A 16,991-nucleotide genomic window follows, 5' to 3' on the forward strand; every position below is an offset into this window, starting at 1 on the left:
TGCGTTAGATCGGTTCGATCGCTGTTCGGGTAAGCAGCGCGAGCGATCCGGTGTACCCGACCTCCCGAGAATTACTGGCGCGGGTGACGCCGTCTGTCTGCGCTCAGACGGGTCTGCCGCGGCGACCGCTGGCGCCACGAGGGTAGGATCGGTCGCACGCGACCCTGGTTCGGTAAAGGATTGATTGATGACGACGACGGCGAGTGACGGTGACCGAGCGCCGCGTGTATTCGTTTCGTACTCGTGGGATAGCAAGGGGCATACGGATTGGGTGTTACAAGTGGCGACCCGCTTGCGAACCAACGGCGTCGATGTCGTCCTCGATCGCTGGGATACAGAGCTCGGGAGCGACCTTAGCTTGTTCATGGAGCGTGCCGCAGACACGGAGTACCGCGTAGTCGCTATCTGTACCGCGCGATACGTCGCAAAGGCAGACGCTGCCGAGGGTGGGGTGGGTTACGAGCGAAAGATGATTACTCCGAGCCTAATGGCCGACCTACACAGCAACCGCGTCGTACCCGTACTCCGCGACAATGGTGACGGAACGCTACCTCGCTTCCTGGGTGCGGCGAAGTATGTTGATTTTCGTGACCAGCCGTACAGCGAAAAGGAGTACTACGAGCTTCTGCATGAGCTGCACGGACTCCAGCCCACACCAAAGCCGCGACTGGGACGCAACCCGTTCGCAGCAATCTCATCTGAGGACTGGGGTGGCGCGTTACGCCACGACCCTGCGCGGTATGTCGAGCCCGCGCTCGTTGAGACGGTGACCTTCAACTATGACAACAACAACGGTTGCTATGTCATAGGCGCTGGCGACCGGTCCTTCACCGTCAGGTTCAGCAGCGCCGGGTACGGCTCAATCCACGTGTATTCGGATCCATCCGACATCAAGTCCATCGCCCTCGCCCGAGGAGTCACGGGGCCAGAGCAAGTTGGAGACGCGTCGAGCTACGACGCCTCCTCGCGGCATCGGACCGCGCGCGTAGGTGACGCGGTAATCCTTCGGAACGTGAACGACCATTGGGCGGCGGTGTTCATCAACAAGGTTGATAACCGCGACACCGGACCAACCGGAGAGCCGCAGGTGACCTTCAACTACGTGATCCCGCCAGTGCCCTCCCCCGAATTCGGAATCGACAACTGTGCGTAGAACGTTCAACACAAACGCGCAGACCAGATGTCTACATCGTCGCGCGGCATACGTTGCAAGTGGCCACTCGTGACCTAGGTCTTGTGCAGCATAGCGGCGCGCGGCAATTAGCCTCTCGATCGAAACCAGTATCGCGCGCCGCACGGTCGAACGGGTGCATCAGCACCGATCGACCACGGCACCGCGAAGAGCCCAGCACTGATCAAACCACCTCAGGAGCGAAGACTTCGTCGTACGGATTCTGGCTGTACACCCCCATCTGCGGAGAGCGAAACAGCTTCGACGCGACTCATCTCGCGTCAGTCGATGTTGTTCTCTCCAGTGATAAAATTCCTTACGAAGACTGCTTTTCCGCATCCTCGCCGAGGAAGTTCTTTAGAATCAGCGATTTAAGAGCATGGTTCTCAGTCTTCAAGCGCTCCACCTCATGTGCCAATTCGGAAATCAACTCGCTCGGCTCTGAATCGGCGGAACTAAGGGAATTTTTGAGTTCATAAGAACATCCTGATTTAGCGTCAGTCCCGAGCATGCTACCCCGCGACCAGTCGTCGTAGAGCTCGAGAAACCTCTTCGCCCTGTAAGCGCTCGAGCGACTCACTCCCGCACGGGCCGCCAGCTCTGCGATAGTAACTTTGCCAGCCGACTCCACGTCAGAACTGCAACGCTCCAGCTCCCTAATTAGAGAAGCCTCAGCTGCGTTTCGACGGCTCGTCAATTGGGGCCTTCCATCATCCGTTCCAACTCCTGCATCCGGGTCACTAATTTCTTCTTGGTCGCTGGGGACGCCCGCTGACGCTTGTGAAGGTCTTGGATCATTTCTAGCTCAGTTGCGATCACGATGCGGTGCTCCTCGGAGGAGAAGGAATTTTGACAGTGCGCGGGCTTGCAGAAAGTTGGATCGGGGACGTCTCCACGTTCCCTCCCAGCGGGCGTTAGACACGCGGCTACGCTGCTGTCACCGAGACAGTGGTTGATGGTCCCCAACCTAATCTGCGGGAATCTCCCGGCCAGCCATCGAGCCAGGGTCTGGGCGTCCCCGATAGTTGGACGCTCGGTGTCCTCACGCCCAAACGAAGTAGCCAGACGTCCACTCCCAGGGCCGGTGAAGGCGTGTTCAGGTCTACCTGCTCCCCAGCTGTCGACTATCGACTCCACCGCAGCGGCATGACGCGACCCCATAACCTCACGTGCCCACCGGCTATCAGGTTCGGAATAGGCAGAAGTCAGAGCGTTCGCTACGGCGTAGTTCGTTGCGTGCTTCAGTTGCAACGCGAGAGCAATCTGACCGTCCTCTCCGTTCGCCACAATTGTTGCCATAGTCCTGCGCAGGACACGCGCGTTCAGGGGTAGCGACATTGGGGGCAGATCAAGCTCGGCCCCGTATTGCGCCACAAAATTCACAAACTTTGGAATGCTCTTTCCTGCCATTGACCCAGGGCCGGAACGGCTCTCAGACCAAGTACTGGTCGTACTGAGAGAACCAAAAAGATACTCACGTCTTCCGGTCAGCCGTTCAACGACGTCGATAGCTCGGACCACAGGTTCACTGATCCACCAGTAGTAGTCTCTGCCCGACTGGTCTCTCTTAAACTTCGTGCTGCGGATCGCCGGAATCCCATAGTGATCCTGTATCGAACCCGGTCCAATTCCGCGAATTTCACTGTCCCGCATCATGGTGAATGCAGCGGTCACCAGATAACAAGCCGTGAGCAGGTGTTTCTGAAGGTGCGTCACCATTCTGTACGATTGTCTTGACACCCATGAGTCCGCGATCGGGAGCCCAACTCGCTTCGCGTGTTCAAATGCACAGTCTGAATAGACGCCGATAATTTTCGCTCGACCCCTAACCTCATGCCGTATAGAGGCTTTCGCATCATCGAGTCCATCAGGTCTCCCCAACGCCATCTGAGAAACTAATCGGTGATTTACGGAAAAGTCAGCATTTTGCGCTTCTCCGCGAAAACTCACGGGATATTCTCTTAGAGATAGAAGCGAAGCCGCTACCTGGCGCTCATTGCTGAGGGAGACGGTGTTAACGCAGGACCCTTCGAACACGTCTCGCGCGGCCAATATGTCATCGGAAAGTTCGTCAAGGAACCGCCACGCGGCTGAGATATTCCTCGTCCAAGCCTCAGGCGCCATTGGAACTGTTTGAAGCGATCCCGACTGTACCTTGTACCCGACGATCTTCGAGTTGCTCAGTTGCTTGGGCCAAGGAATTTGCGGCATGCCCCCATCTGTAAGGACTTCCTGGTGACTATGTAACAAGCGGAACGCACCCACGCGTGCATGGCTCATTGAGGGCCCACTCGCCGACTGAACGTGCATGAGAAACTTCTCTGCTTCGCATGGTCCCCACTCGGTGACGGGCGTTGCAACGTATCCCTCAGCCCAGGTCGCAATGATACGAAACGATTCGAGGAGACTTCGTGCCGTCAGAGGGGCTACAGACTTGCGTCTGCCCGACAGTCCGGTACGGATGAGCACGGGATGATTGGGGTGAATGCAGTAGAACAGCAGCTCCTTCACACGAAGCCGCCAATTCAAAGGTATAGCGTCGAACCGCAGGAGAACCCGATCCATTGGTGAAGGCTTCTTCTTGAGGCCCGTTACGTCCCAAGTGTCGTCCGAGAAAATAACCGGATTACTTGATTCTTCGCCGAGCATCGACTGGAGGACAACCTCTGAAGGTGATATAAAGCGCGAGCATCCCGCAGCCCATTCTGAGGAACGCTCGCCTTCCACGCTTGTCGCGGTGGGCGTGGGTCGCGCGATCATATCCACTACTTGTGCATCTCCAAGGGAACCAAAAGCCGCTCCTCAGTCCTCGCCAATTTTTCATTCGCCGTCAACACCGCATTCTGAGGGAACATCGAAATGACTTCTCTCGCATTGGAGAGGGAAGCACCGTACCGCTCAAGGAAGTCAGCGGGCTCCATATCAAGACGGAGCTGCTCCAAGTGCTGCTCCAGGACGATGACTTGCGGCAAGTGCTCCGCGAAAATCACAGAGTTTCTACAAACCATGCACTTTGCGACAGGGTCAACACAGGTCCCGTTCTTCACCCACGGCTCATCTTCCCGGGCAGCGCAAATCCCTACGTTCAATGAGCGATCCAAGGACGATTGTTCGTCTCGCTGTTGCGCAAGGGTTCTAATCTCCGGAGAGGTGTCATGGTCATTCTGGAGCGCAGATGGGATGACGGTCGGGCCCCGAGAGATAACCTTGTCGAAAATATCGCGTTGAGCGGCGCTGACCACTCCAGCTGATCGTCGCAGTAGGGTGTCAGTCGAAACATAGTGACGTAGAAATACTTGCTCCGAGTGGTCCACGACTGCCCCGTGCAGACCGGCAGACGCTTGAGTCCGCACACTCTTATGATTTTTTCTGAGCCGATCAAACTTGTGAGGCCCCGGCAGAGTCAAGCCCCTTAACGTCATCCAGTGACCAATGCTGAACTTGTGGAACTCAGCAGGTTTGATATGGCGTCTTCCATTGCTCAAGTAGAAGCAGGACCACAGCAAGTCACTGGCGGGATGGTCAAGTGACGCCTCAGGGACACTCCGTGTCACTCGCTCCGCGTCCTCTAGGACACTACATAGGGTTCGATTTGTATCTCGATCCAGGACTATCTCTCGACCTGTATGGGAACGATCTTTGAAGACTTCGAAGCGGATCCCGACTTCGGTGATTTCGAGACTGGAGCGGCGGATCGTCTTCAGCTCTCCACTTGTAAGGCCAGAGTAGTAGACAACCAGCGCAAAGAACGGGACAAGATCAAGTTCCGTGATGTTGACGTAGCGATACAATACATTGGCTGCAGTGCTCCATACTCGACTTCCACTGGGGACAACATCGATACCCATTTCAGCACCCCACTCTCTTATGGAGGGGGGTATGCGGTCCCGATTATTTTCATATAGTTGCTTGATACTAGAACCCTGAAGCACCCCGCTCCGTGCTCTGTCGAGAAGATCAAGTACGTCCGGCGGCACCGAGTGGTCTCCACCCTCCGGAAACCTTTGTGCAGGGGGCGTCGTAAGTCGGTGCACGGTGGATCGAGCATCACTTTTGGCCTGTTTCAGAATCTGCTGCAGTTGATCTCGCGGGTACTCGGGAAGGTTTTTCTCCCGATGCCGATCACCGAAGGCGGCCATCGATTCGGACCTCTTGGACATGATGGGCCCCAGGGGCCGCCCGTTCAGGCGTCGAAAACGGAGAATTGCCAGCACACGGTTGACTGTGCGTTTTCCTTCAACAGAATCTCCACCGTAATGATTCGTGCAATGAAGCTCCCACTTATAAAATAGATCTGCAACCCTGTCATCATTTTCGACAAGACTTAGCGCGTGCTCAGTGCTCGCATTTACAAATTTTAGAAACTGCGCCACGGAACTTCGGTACCCGGATGCTGAATTCAGTGAGTGGTCTGAATGGTACGAGTGCCAAGCCCACTCCTCCGCAAGATCGGCACTCAGCTGACCGCAGTAAGAAGTAGCCCTGGCAATCGACACCTGCCGTGATCCACCTGGACCGTCGAAACGTAGCGTGGACCTCGTTGGAGTGATCTCGGGCCGTCCGGACAACGAGTAGGACACTGTTTTCAATCTAGACTCCAATCGTCCAAAGCTGAACTGAGCTCTGGGGGCAAGCGATACGTGGAGTCAAGGTAAATGGCCGTTGTTGCCGGAGAGGCATGACCGAGGGCCCGCTGGGCGACGCTCACGGGGTCTCGCGCAATAATCGCGCCGAAGGATAGGTCATCCGACAACTCGCTTGCACGGTTCGTTCGTATGACGGCGTCTACCGTGATGCTGGCAAAGGTTCGCCTCAAGTCATGTGGGCGAATGGCGCGCCACTGAGGATCTATGGCTTGCATGCGCTGGTTGGCTCGCCGGAAGACTTTGTGCCAACCATCTGGACTCATGGCAGACCCATCAGACCCTCCAAGAAAGAGCGCAGCTGGTTCAAACCGGCCGTCCTCATCGATGAGAACTGCCCGTTCTCGCAGTCTTCTGGGGAGATCTGACGCTCTGCCACTCCACTTCCCGCTCGAGCTTCCGCCGGTGATTCGACCTCCTTGGTGCTTGGTCACTAGAAAGTGGTCATCCTCCAACAGGCGTTCGTGGTCAGCACCTCTGAGAGTGGTCGCCTGCCAATGACGCTCAGTCCGCGTATAGACGTGGAGAGCCCTTCTAGCTTGCGGCGTCAAACGCACTATGCGGTGGCGTTGATTCTTAGAGATAGTTCCGAGCTCAAGCACACCGTCCGATTCTTCGGCGTCGCGTAGATCCATAACGGTAAGTTTGCTTAGCTCACCGATCCTCATACCCGTCGTCAACATCAAGATCGCAGCTGCGATGTCTCGTTTAGGCCAACGCGGCACAGGCCCCTGCACCTCGGGGGATTCCTGCAACCCATGGCGGACGAAAGCTTTCCATTCATCCATAGAGAGCGCACGGCGAGGTAGCACTTGGCTACGATGCCGAATATCAAGCGCGGTGTGGGAGCCTACGACGGTGTAAGGCAACGCTGTGATGGTGCCAACCGCCAGCTGGTACTTGTAGAAGTTCTTTATGACCGAAGACGATTTGGCCCAGGAACGGGAATTGGTCAGTCCACCCCCTGGAAGCAGCCTGCTGTCTCTGTAGGCTACAAAATGCAGGTCCCTCGCGCTCTCCCACGTCGCATTGAGCTCCTCCAAAAAGTTCAGGAACTTGGAGATCTCGTAGAAGTACTGGCGTCGGGTCTCTAGCGATAGCGTTGCGCCACACCAAGAAACCCACCGGTGGATTGCGGTGTCCGGGAGGAAACCATCTCTTGTTATGAACAGGTCTCCTTGTTTAGCAGGGAGAAGTCGATGATTATCACCGAACGCCTGCAGGACAAGTCGTTGCGCACTCTCGGGTGCGGGTACAAACACAGCGTACGTAGGAGAGCCGGATGAGTGGGTACCCCCCGCCGAGCCAAGACTGTGCCGCTTAGACTCGTCTCGCTCCGGTCCCATGCCGCAGAGAGTATCAGGTACAAATCTGTTGCAGAATGTATCAGGGCCGCATTCAGGGCGGCACGTCGCCGCGCTCCTCTTCGTGCAGGCAGTCTGCGGCGCGTGCCGCCTCGTGGGGGTGTTCTTCCATGTGTGACATGTGCTTTCCCTTGTCCGGTGGTGCGGTAGTCCTGCGTGGTCGGTGGTGAACGGTGGGTCAGATCCCGATCTCCAGCAGAGAGAGTCCCGGGTAGATCGCGAAGAGCACCGTCAGCGGCAGCACGCCGAAGACCAGCGGCACCAGCATCCCGATCTCCTTCTTGCCCGCCGTCTCGATGAGGTCGCGTCGGGCGAGCTCCCGCACGTCCTGAGCCTGGGCGTGCATGACCTCGGCCAGCGGCGTGCCGCGTTCCATGGCGACGATGATTCCTTCGAGGAACCGGGAGATCGGAGCAGATCCGACCCTAGTCGACATCTGTTTCAAGGCCGTGGAGAAGCTGGTCCCGGCCTGGGTCTGGTGCAGAACCCGGGTCAGCTCGAGCGCAAGTTCTCCCCGCGCCAGTCTCCCGACGCGGGCGAACGCGCCCGGAGCACCCTCCCCGGCGCTGACCGCCAGTGCGATCATCTCGGCGATGGTCGGGAACTCGGTGAGCATCCGCGCCTGTCGGCGACGGATCTGACTGGTCAGCAGGTTGTCGCGCAGTGCCACGCCCAGCCCCGCCAGCCCGAGCACGATGACGGTCGCTGAGAATCCGTTGACGCTTCCGGCCCAGACCCCGAGCAGGCTCAGCACCGTTCCCAGCAGGGCACCGAGGACTCCAAGCCCGAGCTGCTGAAGACGATAGTCATTGGGACTGAGTCGAGAATTCGCCTGCCCGAGACGGTGACCAAGCTGCTCGGCGTCGAGGCTGAACCGGTCAAGCTGCCGCACGGCCTGCTGGATCACCGGAGTGAGGATCCTCGCCAGGGCTCCCAGGGCTAGCGGTGGCTGCGATCCAGGCTCTGACAGCTCGAAGCCCGAGTCCCTAGAGCGCAGGTAGGGCGCCACCCGGGCGGAGAAGTTGGGCTGGTTGTTCATCGGCAGGGCCCGCAGGACGAGCACAAGCCCCAGACCCAGGAACAGACCACAGATGAGCGCCCACCCGATGATCGCTTCATTCATGCGAGCACCCGCGCCTCTCGAGGCAGAGCACCGATGCGCAGCATCAGCCGGTAACACACCAGGGACACGATCAGACCTGCGCCGAGGACCCCCATGCCCGTCGCACCTTGGTAGGCCGCGGCGGCCTCTCGTTGCAGGGACAGCAGCAGCACCACGATCCAGGGAGCCGCCACGGCCAGTTTCGCGGCGTTGACTGTCCAGGATTGGCGAGCCTCCAACTCGCTGCGCGTCCTCGCGTTCTCTCTCAGGAACTCCGCCAATGTGCTGAGCAGTCGGCCAAGGTCCGAGCCGCCCACTTCGCGCGTGATCACCAGCGCCGCCACGATCCGATCCCCCACCGGGTCAGCCAGGCGCAGCTTCAGCCTTCCCAGTGCAATCCCCAGGGTCTGTCCCGCGCGATAATCCTTTCCGAACTCTGTGAACGGTTCGCGCAGCGGTTCAGGACCAGAGACGCCGAGCTGCATGAGACCCTCGGGCAGCGACATCCCGGACCTGACGGCTGACCTCAGGTGATCAACGGCGTCCGGCCAGATGTTGCGCAAGAGCGCTCGCCGCTTCCCCGCCTGCCAACGCAGTGCCAACATCGGCACCATGCCGGCGAACAGGGAGAAGCACAGTGCCACAGGAATCGCGGCCGTGAGCACAAGGACGACCAGAAACGCAGCCACCGCACAGATCATGATGGCCGTGAGGACTCCCGTGACCGGGACTTTCGGATGTCCAGCCTCATCGAGGAGCTTGCGGACCCTCCCCCGCCGCGGAGATCGGGGCCCTGCCGCTCGGGGTGGGCGCTCCCAAAAGGAGGCATAGACCAGCAGCAGCCCGAAACCAAGTCCCAGTCCGAGCAGCAGGCTCATCCCAGCATCCCCGTCCTGGCGAAACGGATCTGGTGCTGTGGTGCGAGCTTGGGAAGCTCAAAGACCGCGGAGTCAGTGACGGCGAGTTCACCCTCGGCGGCGTCGAAGAGCAGGGTCGTCTCGATGGTGTCGGCTTCAACCCTGCTCCCTACCGCCATGATCTGGCCGACATGGCGGCTTCCATCCCGTTCGCGCACGCAATGCACGACAAGGTCGAGGCAGGAGGCGACAGTGGGCAGGATGAAGCTTCTGGAGATGTTCTCCCCGGCCAGCAGCGGCAGGGTGCAGATCTTGGTGAGCGCGTCTTGGGCGCTGTTGGCATGGACAGTGGCCATGCCCGGCATGCCTGAGTTCAGCGCGATGAGCATGTCGAGGCTTTCGGCTTCGCGAACCTCTCCGACGATCAGCCGGTCAGGACGCATTCGCAATGCCTCCTTCACGAGCCGCCGCAGCGGGATTTCGCCCTCCCCCTCGAGGTTGGACTGTCGACACTGCATTCCCACCACATCGCGAAGCGGGAGTTGGAGCTCGAAGATCTCCTCCACGGTGACGACCCGCTCTCGGGGGCCGATTGCGGCGGAGAGGCAGTTCAACAACGTCGTTTTCCCAGACTGCGTCGCACCCGACACGAGAATGTTCAATCCGCTGTCGACGCAGGCCTCCAGAAAGTCCGCGGCCGATGCGGTCAAGGAACCCCGACGGACCAGATCATCGAGCGTCTGGGCTCGGGCGATGAACTTCCGGATATTGACCGCCCAGTGGCGCCTGGTGATATCGCCCATCACGACGTGCAGCCGAGAACCATCCGGCAGCGACGCGTCGACAAATGGCGAGGAGAGGTCCAGGCGACGTCCTGAACTCTTGAGCATCCGTTCCACAAGGTCACGGATGCGAGATTCACTCATCGTGATCGAGGTCAGCTCAGACCGGCCGGCGCGTGCCACGAACACGGCGCTGGGACCGTTGATCCAGAACGCCCGGCCTAGTGTTGGTAGATGTTGATTGCTGTCTACTTCCGCTTATCTAAAGGGATGTAGACGCTTATCTTTGCCGGACGTTTAGGCCGGTGTATGGACCTGGTGAGGACTCCGTGTGTCCACAGACCACACCTACAGCCTCGAGATTTTCTTCTCTCCGACCCGGACGACTTTTGCCAGCACTGCCTCGTGTCCGAAGCCGAGTTTCAGTTGCGCGCCCTGGATTGCGTCTCGGACTGCCGAGTTCATCATTGCAGGCATGTCCTCTAAGGACGGGCCAGCCGCTCCCGCTGCCGCCTGCTGTGGTGGTGCCGCCGCCATGACCATCTGCTGCGCCTGGTGAGCCCCGCTGTTCACCCTGCCGCCCTCCGCGTACCCCGCAAGGTGCTGCACGGAAGGGTGGTCCCGGTTGATCCGGTCAAGCACACTGTCGTACTTATTCGCGGACCGCTCACGGATCACCCACTCGCCGTCATCGACATCAGCGATCGGGCGACCTTGGCTGTTCACACCCAGGATCATGTCCGTGCCGAGCCCCGTGTATGGGAGCCGGCCGCCATTTCGGAGTTTCGGGTAACCGAAGTCGCGACCCGCACGTCCGCCGGTCGCCCCTCCAGGGTTGGCCCAGGAGGGCAGCGGCGACGATGCGTTGTTGAGCGATCCCTGCACGAAGTCGCGGATCGTGGTGATTCGGATCGTCTTCTGAGTGTCGATCCGGTCGAGTGCGGCCTGAGTGGCCCACGCCTCGACCTTCGCGTCGTCCTCCATGAAAGACGAGATCGAGGCTCCTGGGGGGATGCCTAGCACTTCGGCGGTGGTCGCGTCCGCCTCATCACGTGCCGCAGATGACATGAAAGAGCTGACCACGTCCTCCGGCGGGATTCCCAGGATCGCCGCCCGTGTCTCCAGCGCCGTCTGGAATGCCTTGTCAGACATCCACGAACTGACCTCTTTCGAATTCGGTACGTTGTCGATGCTCTCCTTGAGGTTCTCCGCCGTGTTCTCAGCCTCCGTGGACATCCACGAGTCCACCGTGACGCCGTCTGGGACTCCGAGCACTTCGCGGGCGAGGTCTCGCGCCTTGGCCTCCGAGAGTCCGAACCCTTCCGCCGCGGTGAGCAGAGAGTCATAGGTGCTGCGGAGCTTGCCCTGCACCTCGTCCTGGGAGGCCCCGTTCTCTGCCATCGCGGTGGCCGCGTCGAACCCTGAGCGGGTGATGTCCTGGAAGGCCCCGTTCGCCAGCCGGCCCGCTTCGGTGGTGAGGTCAAAGTCTGTCTTCGACTGGTTCAGGGTGGCGCCCATTGCGCCCTGCGATTCGATGATCTGCTGCACTGCCGCGTCGGCTGCGTCTATGGACTCCTGGAACCGGGCCGAGGCTTCACGGGCAGTCATCGTCGCCAGCCCGGACTCGAACATTTTGTCGATGAAGTCACCGAGGGATTCGACGGTGCCGTCTGCCGCGAGTCCGACGTCACCGAGAGCCGTTTGCAGCTCCTCACCTGAGCCGGCGGCCGTGCTCTGCTCTGCAGCGGCCCCGCTGAGCGCGTCCCCGTAGAGCGGGAAGATCGCGGCCAGCTGCTCCACCGAGACGCCCTGTGCCTCTGCCGCCTCTTGGATCTCTGCGAAGGCTCGAGCGGCTTCCTCAGTGTTGCCTTCGGAGACCAAGGCCGCGAGGCCCTGGTCCATCCGATCCCAGGAGCCTTCGAGGATCTGACTAGACCCCTCGATGCCGGTCACACCGTTGATGATGTTCTCGGCCCAGTCATTGAACTTCTCGCCCTTGTCCTTGTCGAAGGTCCGGCGCAGCGCATCATCGATGCTGTCCACTTCGCCGGTGATGGCTTCGCCGTCGATGTTCTGGAACAGCTCATCCAGCGCGACTCCTGCGCCTGGTGCGTCATTCGCCAGATCGATCAGTGTCTCACTGACTCGACCCATCCCGTCATCGATATCGTTCATGTAGTCGGCTTCAACGATCTTCGCCAGGGCGAGCCCGACTGCGCCGATAGCGCCAGCTGCAGCGGCACCCTTACCGACCTTCCGCAGGCCCCTGTCCGCGATCTCGCCGCCCTTGCCCAGACTGCGGAGCGCCCGTGAGCTCTCCTGCATCTTCGGCAGGAGCAACATGAGCCCGCCACCAGCCACCGCGCCGACGCCAGCGAGTCCGCCGAGGACGGTAATCGCGCTCTGTGCCTCTGGTGAAAAGCTGCTGAACACTCCGGCCAGGTCAGCGATCGACTCAGCCGTGCCAGCGATCATCGGGAGCAGGACCGCCCCGGCGTCGATAGCAGCGTCTTTGATCCCATTCCAGGCGATCTTGACCCTCTCCTCGGTGACGGCGTAACGCTTGCCGGCCTCCTCGGTCAGAGCCGTGTTGGCCTCCCAGGCTTCACCTTGCAACTTGAGATCGTCGGCGAGCATCCCACTGGCACCGGCCATAGCGAGCAGTGCCCGCGTCTCCTCGGTGGACTTGATGCCCAGTTCGGAGAGCGTGCCGACAACGTTGCCGCCCTCCTCCCCGATCCGGCCAAGCCCCTGGGTGAAGGCATCCACCGCCGCGATTGGATCTGCCTGGAACGCTGTAGAGAACTCCTGCGCCGTCATGCCGGCGACCTCTGCGAAGCCCTCCAGTGATTCCCCGCCGTCCTGCACGGAGGTATAGATGTCCTGCATGACCCGCGACATTGCCCCGCCACCCGCCTCAGCGGAGATGCCCAGTGATGCCAGGGTGTTCGACAGGGCCAACACTTCACCCTCAGAGGCTCCGATCAGCTGACCAGTGCCCGCGAGCCGCTGGGCCATCATGAGGATGTCTTTCTCCGTGGACGCCCCGTTGTTGCCCAGGGCGACCAGCGCCGAGCCGAGGTTATCCACATCCTCCGGTGCGGTCCGCATGACGTTCATCATCTGAGCGATCGATGTGGCCGCTTCCTCAGCGGTGAGGTTCGTGGAGACCCCGAGATCGACCATCGTCTTCGTGAAGCCGGTAATGTCTTCGCGTGCGATGCCGAGCTGCCCCGCTGCCTCTGCGATACCCGCGATCTCGGCGTGTGTCAGCGGCAGGGTGGTCGCCAGATTGCGCAGCTCCTCTTCCAGCGCGGCCATCTGCTCCGGGCTGCCGTCTACGGTCTTGGTCACCCCGGCCCAGGCAGATTCCCAGTCGCTGGCGGCCTTTGCGGCGAACCCCATACCGGCCACCGCTGCGGTGCCGAACGCAATCGCGCCCCGACCGGCGGCGTTCCACGTCTGCTCATTGTTCCGGCGGAAGCTGTCGAGCTGCTTGCCGGCATCGGTGGCGGCTCGCTGCGCGGTCTTCACTCCGTTTACGAGACCATCTACGCGGGCCTTAAGCGAGAGCGTTATCGTGCGCTCAGCCATGCTGGTCACCCGGTTCGCGCTGAGGTTTAGTCATGCCTAAATTGTACCTCGAAAACCCCGGAATTTCGCGGAAGTAGCAGGTATATATCAGCCAAATAGGGAGGTCTTAGCTGGGCATCTTCTCGCCCACTTGTAGGCTGACCCGAAACACCGACGGAGGGTGCTACACATGGGATTCTTGGAATGGATCAGACGCGCAGGCCAGGAGCGTGCGCCCAAGTCCAGCGCGCCGAATCCGGAAGGCAATAAGGTGGCGCCGGAGAACCCTCCGCCCGTAGCAAGAGCCAGGCAGCGTTCACAGAGCCCATACATCAGTCCGGAGACTGCTAAAGAGCTCTTGGTTCTGGGGCCTGACGGAATGCCCCCACTGCACCTCGCGAAGCGTGGGGCTGAGCTGTGGCTCGTCACGGACAGCGGCAGGCATCTAGTCCCGCCGAAGAACGGGAACCTCCGACGACTGGGCATTTTCGCTTTTGGGGTCCGCGGAAGCAGCAACTACCTCCCCGCACTGAAAGCCGGGAGCTTCTCAGCGGGTCGACCTGTGACGCTGCTGCGAGAGCCGGATAACCCTTATGACTCCAATGCCGTCGCCATATGCTCGCACGGCTCGAAGCGGCCCGCGGGGTACGTCAATAAGCAGAAGGCCGCAGCCTTGGCCAAGCGCTTGGACGCCGGCGAAACCTTGGAAGCAATTGCGCTACGCGGGAGTCCTCGCGGTTCTGTTGACGGCCCTCCCTTTAGTGTCCTGGTCACCACGCCTGAGATCCTCGCTCACCTCAAGCGCCGGCTATAGAGGCCCGCTCAGCGGGGCCAGCTTCAAGGGGGCCCTGTTGAAGCGATTGCCGGTCAGGGCGATGTATCGTTCACGGCTGTAGACCTCGATATTTCGGCCATCCCGGATCTTGTCGCCCTTCGCTTCATCGAGCATCCCGAAGATGTGCAGGCCCTCCCCCGACATAGAGATCTCGGTGAAGGTGTCAGGGTTCGCGGCCACCACTTCAGCCGCCCAGGGAAGCAGGATGCCATCCTCGAAACAGTGGTCAAGGTCAATGCAGGCAAACCCGCCTCCGAGCATGAAACCGAGACCGACGCCGGCCTCTGAGTGGAGTGCTTCGGAGTACCTGGCCCAGGACTCCGGCTTGGTGACGGAGGCGCTGCGTCCTGCCACCGTCAGGGGGGCCTTCCGCCCCGTTCTGCGGACCCAGCGGGATTCCCTGCGCATGGACTCAGGGAAGGCTCTTAGATCGCGTTGGCGACGGCGATAGGCCCTCATTTTGCACGCGTCAGAGCAGAATTTGGCGTCTTCTCGGTGCAGATTGAGCGGCGTTTCGCACTCGCTGCAGGCCCTATCCATAACCCTATTCTAGCAGTGCGTTACGGATAATCACTGTAATTACAGGGAAGTGGCTCAAAACGTGGGGGGGGAACAAAAAACCAAACGACACCAAATGGCTCTCAAATGCCCCAAAGTCACCTAGCTTTACAGGATTTGCTACCCGGCGGTGCGGGGAGATTTCGGCGGGGAGGCACCCCCCACCGTCTGAGAACTGGCGACGCTTCAGCTCGCAATTTCGTGAGCGATCTCGTGCAAGCGTCGGCGCTGATGTGTCAGATCACCAGCGCCGACCGCTCTGCATGGTTGATGATGATGCGGAAAGAAGCGAGGTGAATCCTCTCAGTCAGAAGACATCATCATCACTTCCACATTAACAGGTGGACACAGAAGGACCACAGCACTCCGGACCCGATGGTGAGTGCTGTGGTCCTGGTCTGTTGGTTACTTGCTGGGCCTGACTACTGGTGTGGCCTTGCCCTGATTGATGAGACTGTCAGCCACGCTGTCTATCACGTCGATGATGGAGCCTTGGGGCTTGCCACCTAGGGGCTGAGTGAGCCGTACCTGCTGCGTCATGCTGCTGCCTCCTCGTGTGCTGCTGCTTCGGCTTCGGTATAGATGCCTGCCTTCATTCCCTGCTGCTCAGCCCAGAGGAACCACGTCAGGGTGGGCGCCATCATCCCCCGCTTGGAGGGGAAGGGTCCGGTGAACTCATAGTCATCACTCCGCCTGTCGGTGGAGGGGATGACGCGGTATGCCCGGAAGTGTCCGGCTGAGTCGTGCAGAGCCCGGAGATCTCCCCATGCTTCCGGTACTCCGTTGTGGTGCAGGAGGTAGTCGGCCTGCGTGGGGTTCAGCTTCGGGTCCAGTTCCATCGTGCTGTTGAACGCCTTCAGGATGAACGCCACACGCTTGTTCACTTCGGGCCGGAGGATCTTCGTGACCCATGTGTCACCGAGGGCCGCGAGTTCCTTGTGGATCTGTCGGGAGTTGATCGCCATAGCCTTCTCGAAGATCTGAGCGACCGCGCTGCCGTGCCCTGCTCCGAGGATCGTCTTGGCCGCGGCCCCGTTGAACACGTCAGAGATGGTGCCGGTGCCATCTGCGAGGGCCTGTGCTGCCTGCTGTGCGGCGCTCTCCGGGTTGCTCTCCTGACGCTTGGCCGTGATGTCCCGGCGTCGTTCCTCGAGCTCGCTGAGCTTCTCCCGTGTGGCCTTCGGGATGGTGACCCCGATGTCCTCGAGGTTGCCGACTGACCGAAGCAGGGTGTCGCCGGTGCTGGTGCCCACCGTGGTTCGTTTGTTCTGTGTGTACATGGTGTTCCTTACTGGTCGAAGAGTCGGCTGCCGATGGAGCTCAGGGACTCAGGTTCGGCGCTCTCGGTGGTGCTGATCGCACTCTGGTCCTCGGTCATGAAGCTGGCGATGTTGCCCCATTCCCGTTCTGCGACTCGCATAGCTTCATTGCGCGCCCCGCCAGATCCGGCGGCCGCTACCTTTTCTGCAGCCCGCGAGACCTGCCCGGAGAGGCTGTCGAGCGATTCACCGCGAGGCAGGTCCGCGTTCTTCAAGATCTGGAGATCCTTCTCGGTGAGCTTCCGGCCATTGGCTGCGGACTCCACCAGGAAGCGGACGGGGTTGTTCTTCGGGAGGTGTGGCATTGTGTGTCTCCTACTTGTTGTTGGTGTAGATCATTGGTTCAACCCATGCAGGGGTCTCTTGTTTCTGCTTTCGCAGCTTGTTCCGCTCGGCCCGGTTAGCTCGGGCGTCGTTGCGAAGCTTCACGGCCAGTTCGTTCTTGGCCCTCTTCTGAAAACCGATGTCGTGTTTCTGTGGCACGGTCGTCGCTCCTTCGGGGATAGTTCAGGTGGTCCTCATCTATGGCCGGCGTCCAGGGCAGAGGCCCCTCGACTACGCCGTTCGCGTTGACGATCGGTCTAGGCATTTCAGACCTTCCAGGTAGCTGCCCGGAGCGACCAGCACCCAGGACACGGACAAGAGGTTTCAGTCGGGCCACGGTGCGGTCGAGGCTGGCCCATCATCTGAGCCGCTACCGGGGCCAAAGCTGCAGACGATCCACCAGGGGCCAAGCTGGCGATGTAGCCGCAGGCGCACGTGCGATATCCGCAATCTGTGCAGACCT

Annotated in this window: 12 protein-coding genes and 1 pseudogene; 2 read left to right on the forward strand and 11 right to left on the reverse strand. The window is 60.4% G+C overall.

What is annotated here, in order from left to right; all coding sequences use genetic code 11:
* Positions 1-187 precede the first annotated feature (187 nt).
* On the forward strand, positions 188-1,153 hold the full coding sequence (locus tag ACHAA4_RS04170) for a toll/interleukin-1 receptor domain-containing protein (protein ID WP_435772901.1): 966 nt from the start codon (positions 188-190) through the stop codon (positions 1,151-1,153).
* Positions 1,154-1,864: 711 nt separating this feature from the next.
* Here the strand turns inward: ACHAA4_RS04170 and ACHAA4_RS04175 are convergent.
* The 7 genes and pseudogenes from ACHAA4_RS04175 to ACHAA4_RS04205 all read right to left on the reverse strand — a co-directional run bounded on the left by ACHAA4_RS04175 (position 1,865) and on the right by ACHAA4_RS04205 (position 13,453).
* A complete protein-coding gene (locus ACHAA4_RS04175) occupies positions 1,865-3,931 on the reverse strand; it encodes a hypothetical protein (protein ID WP_435772902.1) in 2,067 nt (688 codons plus the stop codon).
* A gap of 5 nt (positions 3,932-3,936) precedes the next feature.
* Positions 3,937-5,310: a hypothetical protein gene (locus ACHAA4_RS04180; RefSeq protein WP_435772903.1), complete on the reverse strand. Its 1,374-nt coding sequence runs from the start codon at positions 5,308-5,310 to the stop codon at positions 3,937-3,939.
* A gap of 446 nt (positions 5,311-5,756) precedes the next feature.
* The gene (locus ACHAA4_RS04185; RefSeq protein WP_435772904.1) at positions 5,757-7,160 is read right to left on the reverse strand and encodes a tyrosine-type recombinase/integrase; all 1,404 of its coding nucleotides are present in this window, start codon (positions 7,158-7,160) and stop codon (positions 5,757-5,759) included.
* 196 nt (positions 7,161-7,356) lie between these two features.
* Positions 7,357-8,301: a type II secretion system F family protein gene (locus tag ACHAA4_RS04190; RefSeq protein WP_435772905.1), complete on the reverse strand. Its 945-nt coding sequence runs from the start codon at positions 8,299-8,301 to the stop codon at positions 7,357-7,359.
* Positions 8,298-8,945 carry a type II secretion system F family protein gene (locus tag ACHAA4_RS04195; RefSeq protein ID WP_435772906.1) on the reverse strand — a complete coding sequence of 216 codons (648 nt, stop codon included), beginning with the start codon at positions 8,943-8,945 and terminating at the stop codon, positions 8,298-8,300. The genes ACHAA4_RS04190 and ACHAA4_RS04195 overlap by 4 nt, the downstream gene beginning before the upstream one ends.
* A 209-nt stretch (positions 8,946-9,154) precedes the next feature.
* Positions 9,155-10,129, reverse strand: a pseudogene (locus tag ACHAA4_RS04200) (TadA family conjugal transfer-associated ATPase); the annotation flags it as partial.
* Positions 10,130-10,267: 138 nt separating this feature from the next.
* Positions 10,268-13,453: a phage tail tape measure protein gene (locus tag ACHAA4_RS04205; RefSeq protein ID WP_435772907.1), complete on the reverse strand. Its 3,186-nt coding sequence runs from the start codon at positions 13,451-13,453 to the stop codon at positions 10,268-10,270.
* 418 nt (positions 13,454-13,871) lie between these two features.
* On the opposite strand from ACHAA4_RS04205, the gene ACHAA4_RS04210 reads away from it, so the two are divergent.
* Positions 13,872-14,306: an HIRAN domain-containing protein gene (locus tag ACHAA4_RS04210; protein WP_435772908.1), complete on the forward strand. Its 435-nt coding sequence runs from the start codon at positions 13,872-13,874 to the stop codon at positions 14,304-14,306.
* On the opposite strand, the gene ACHAA4_RS04215 is transcribed toward ACHAA4_RS04210, so the two are convergent.
* From ACHAA4_RS04215 to ACHAA4_RS04230, 4 genes are all read right to left on the reverse strand, one after another.
* Positions 14,301-14,681, reverse strand: coding sequence for a hypothetical protein (locus ACHAA4_RS04215; RefSeq protein WP_435772909.1), 381 nt, complete (start codon positions 14,679-14,681; stop codon positions 14,301-14,303). The two genes, ACHAA4_RS04210 and ACHAA4_RS04215, sit on opposite strands and share 6 nt — an antisense overlap.
* A 740-nt stretch (positions 14,682-15,421) precedes the next feature.
* Complete coding sequence (locus tag ACHAA4_RS04220; protein ID WP_435772910.1) at positions 15,422-16,165, reverse strand: hypothetical protein; 744 nt, start codon at positions 16,163-16,165, stop codon at positions 15,422-15,424.
* A gap of 8 nt (positions 16,166-16,173) precedes the next feature.
* Positions 16,174-16,509 carry a hypothetical protein gene (locus tag ACHAA4_RS04225; RefSeq protein WP_435772911.1) on the reverse strand — a complete coding sequence of 112 codons (336 nt, stop codon included), beginning with the start codon at positions 16,507-16,509 and terminating at the stop codon, positions 16,174-16,176.
* Positions 16,510-16,519: 10 nt separating this feature from the next.
* Positions 16,520-16,687, reverse strand: a complete 168-nt coding sequence (locus tag ACHAA4_RS04230) for a hypothetical protein (RefSeq protein WP_435772912.1) — start codon at positions 16,685-16,687, stop codon at positions 16,520-16,522.
* Positions 16,688-16,991 lie beyond the last annotated feature (304 nt).

The organism is Nesterenkonia maliinae, assembly GCF_051262655.1.
Lineage (GTDB): Bacteria > Actinomycetota > Actinomycetes > Actinomycetales > Micrococcaceae > Nesterenkonia.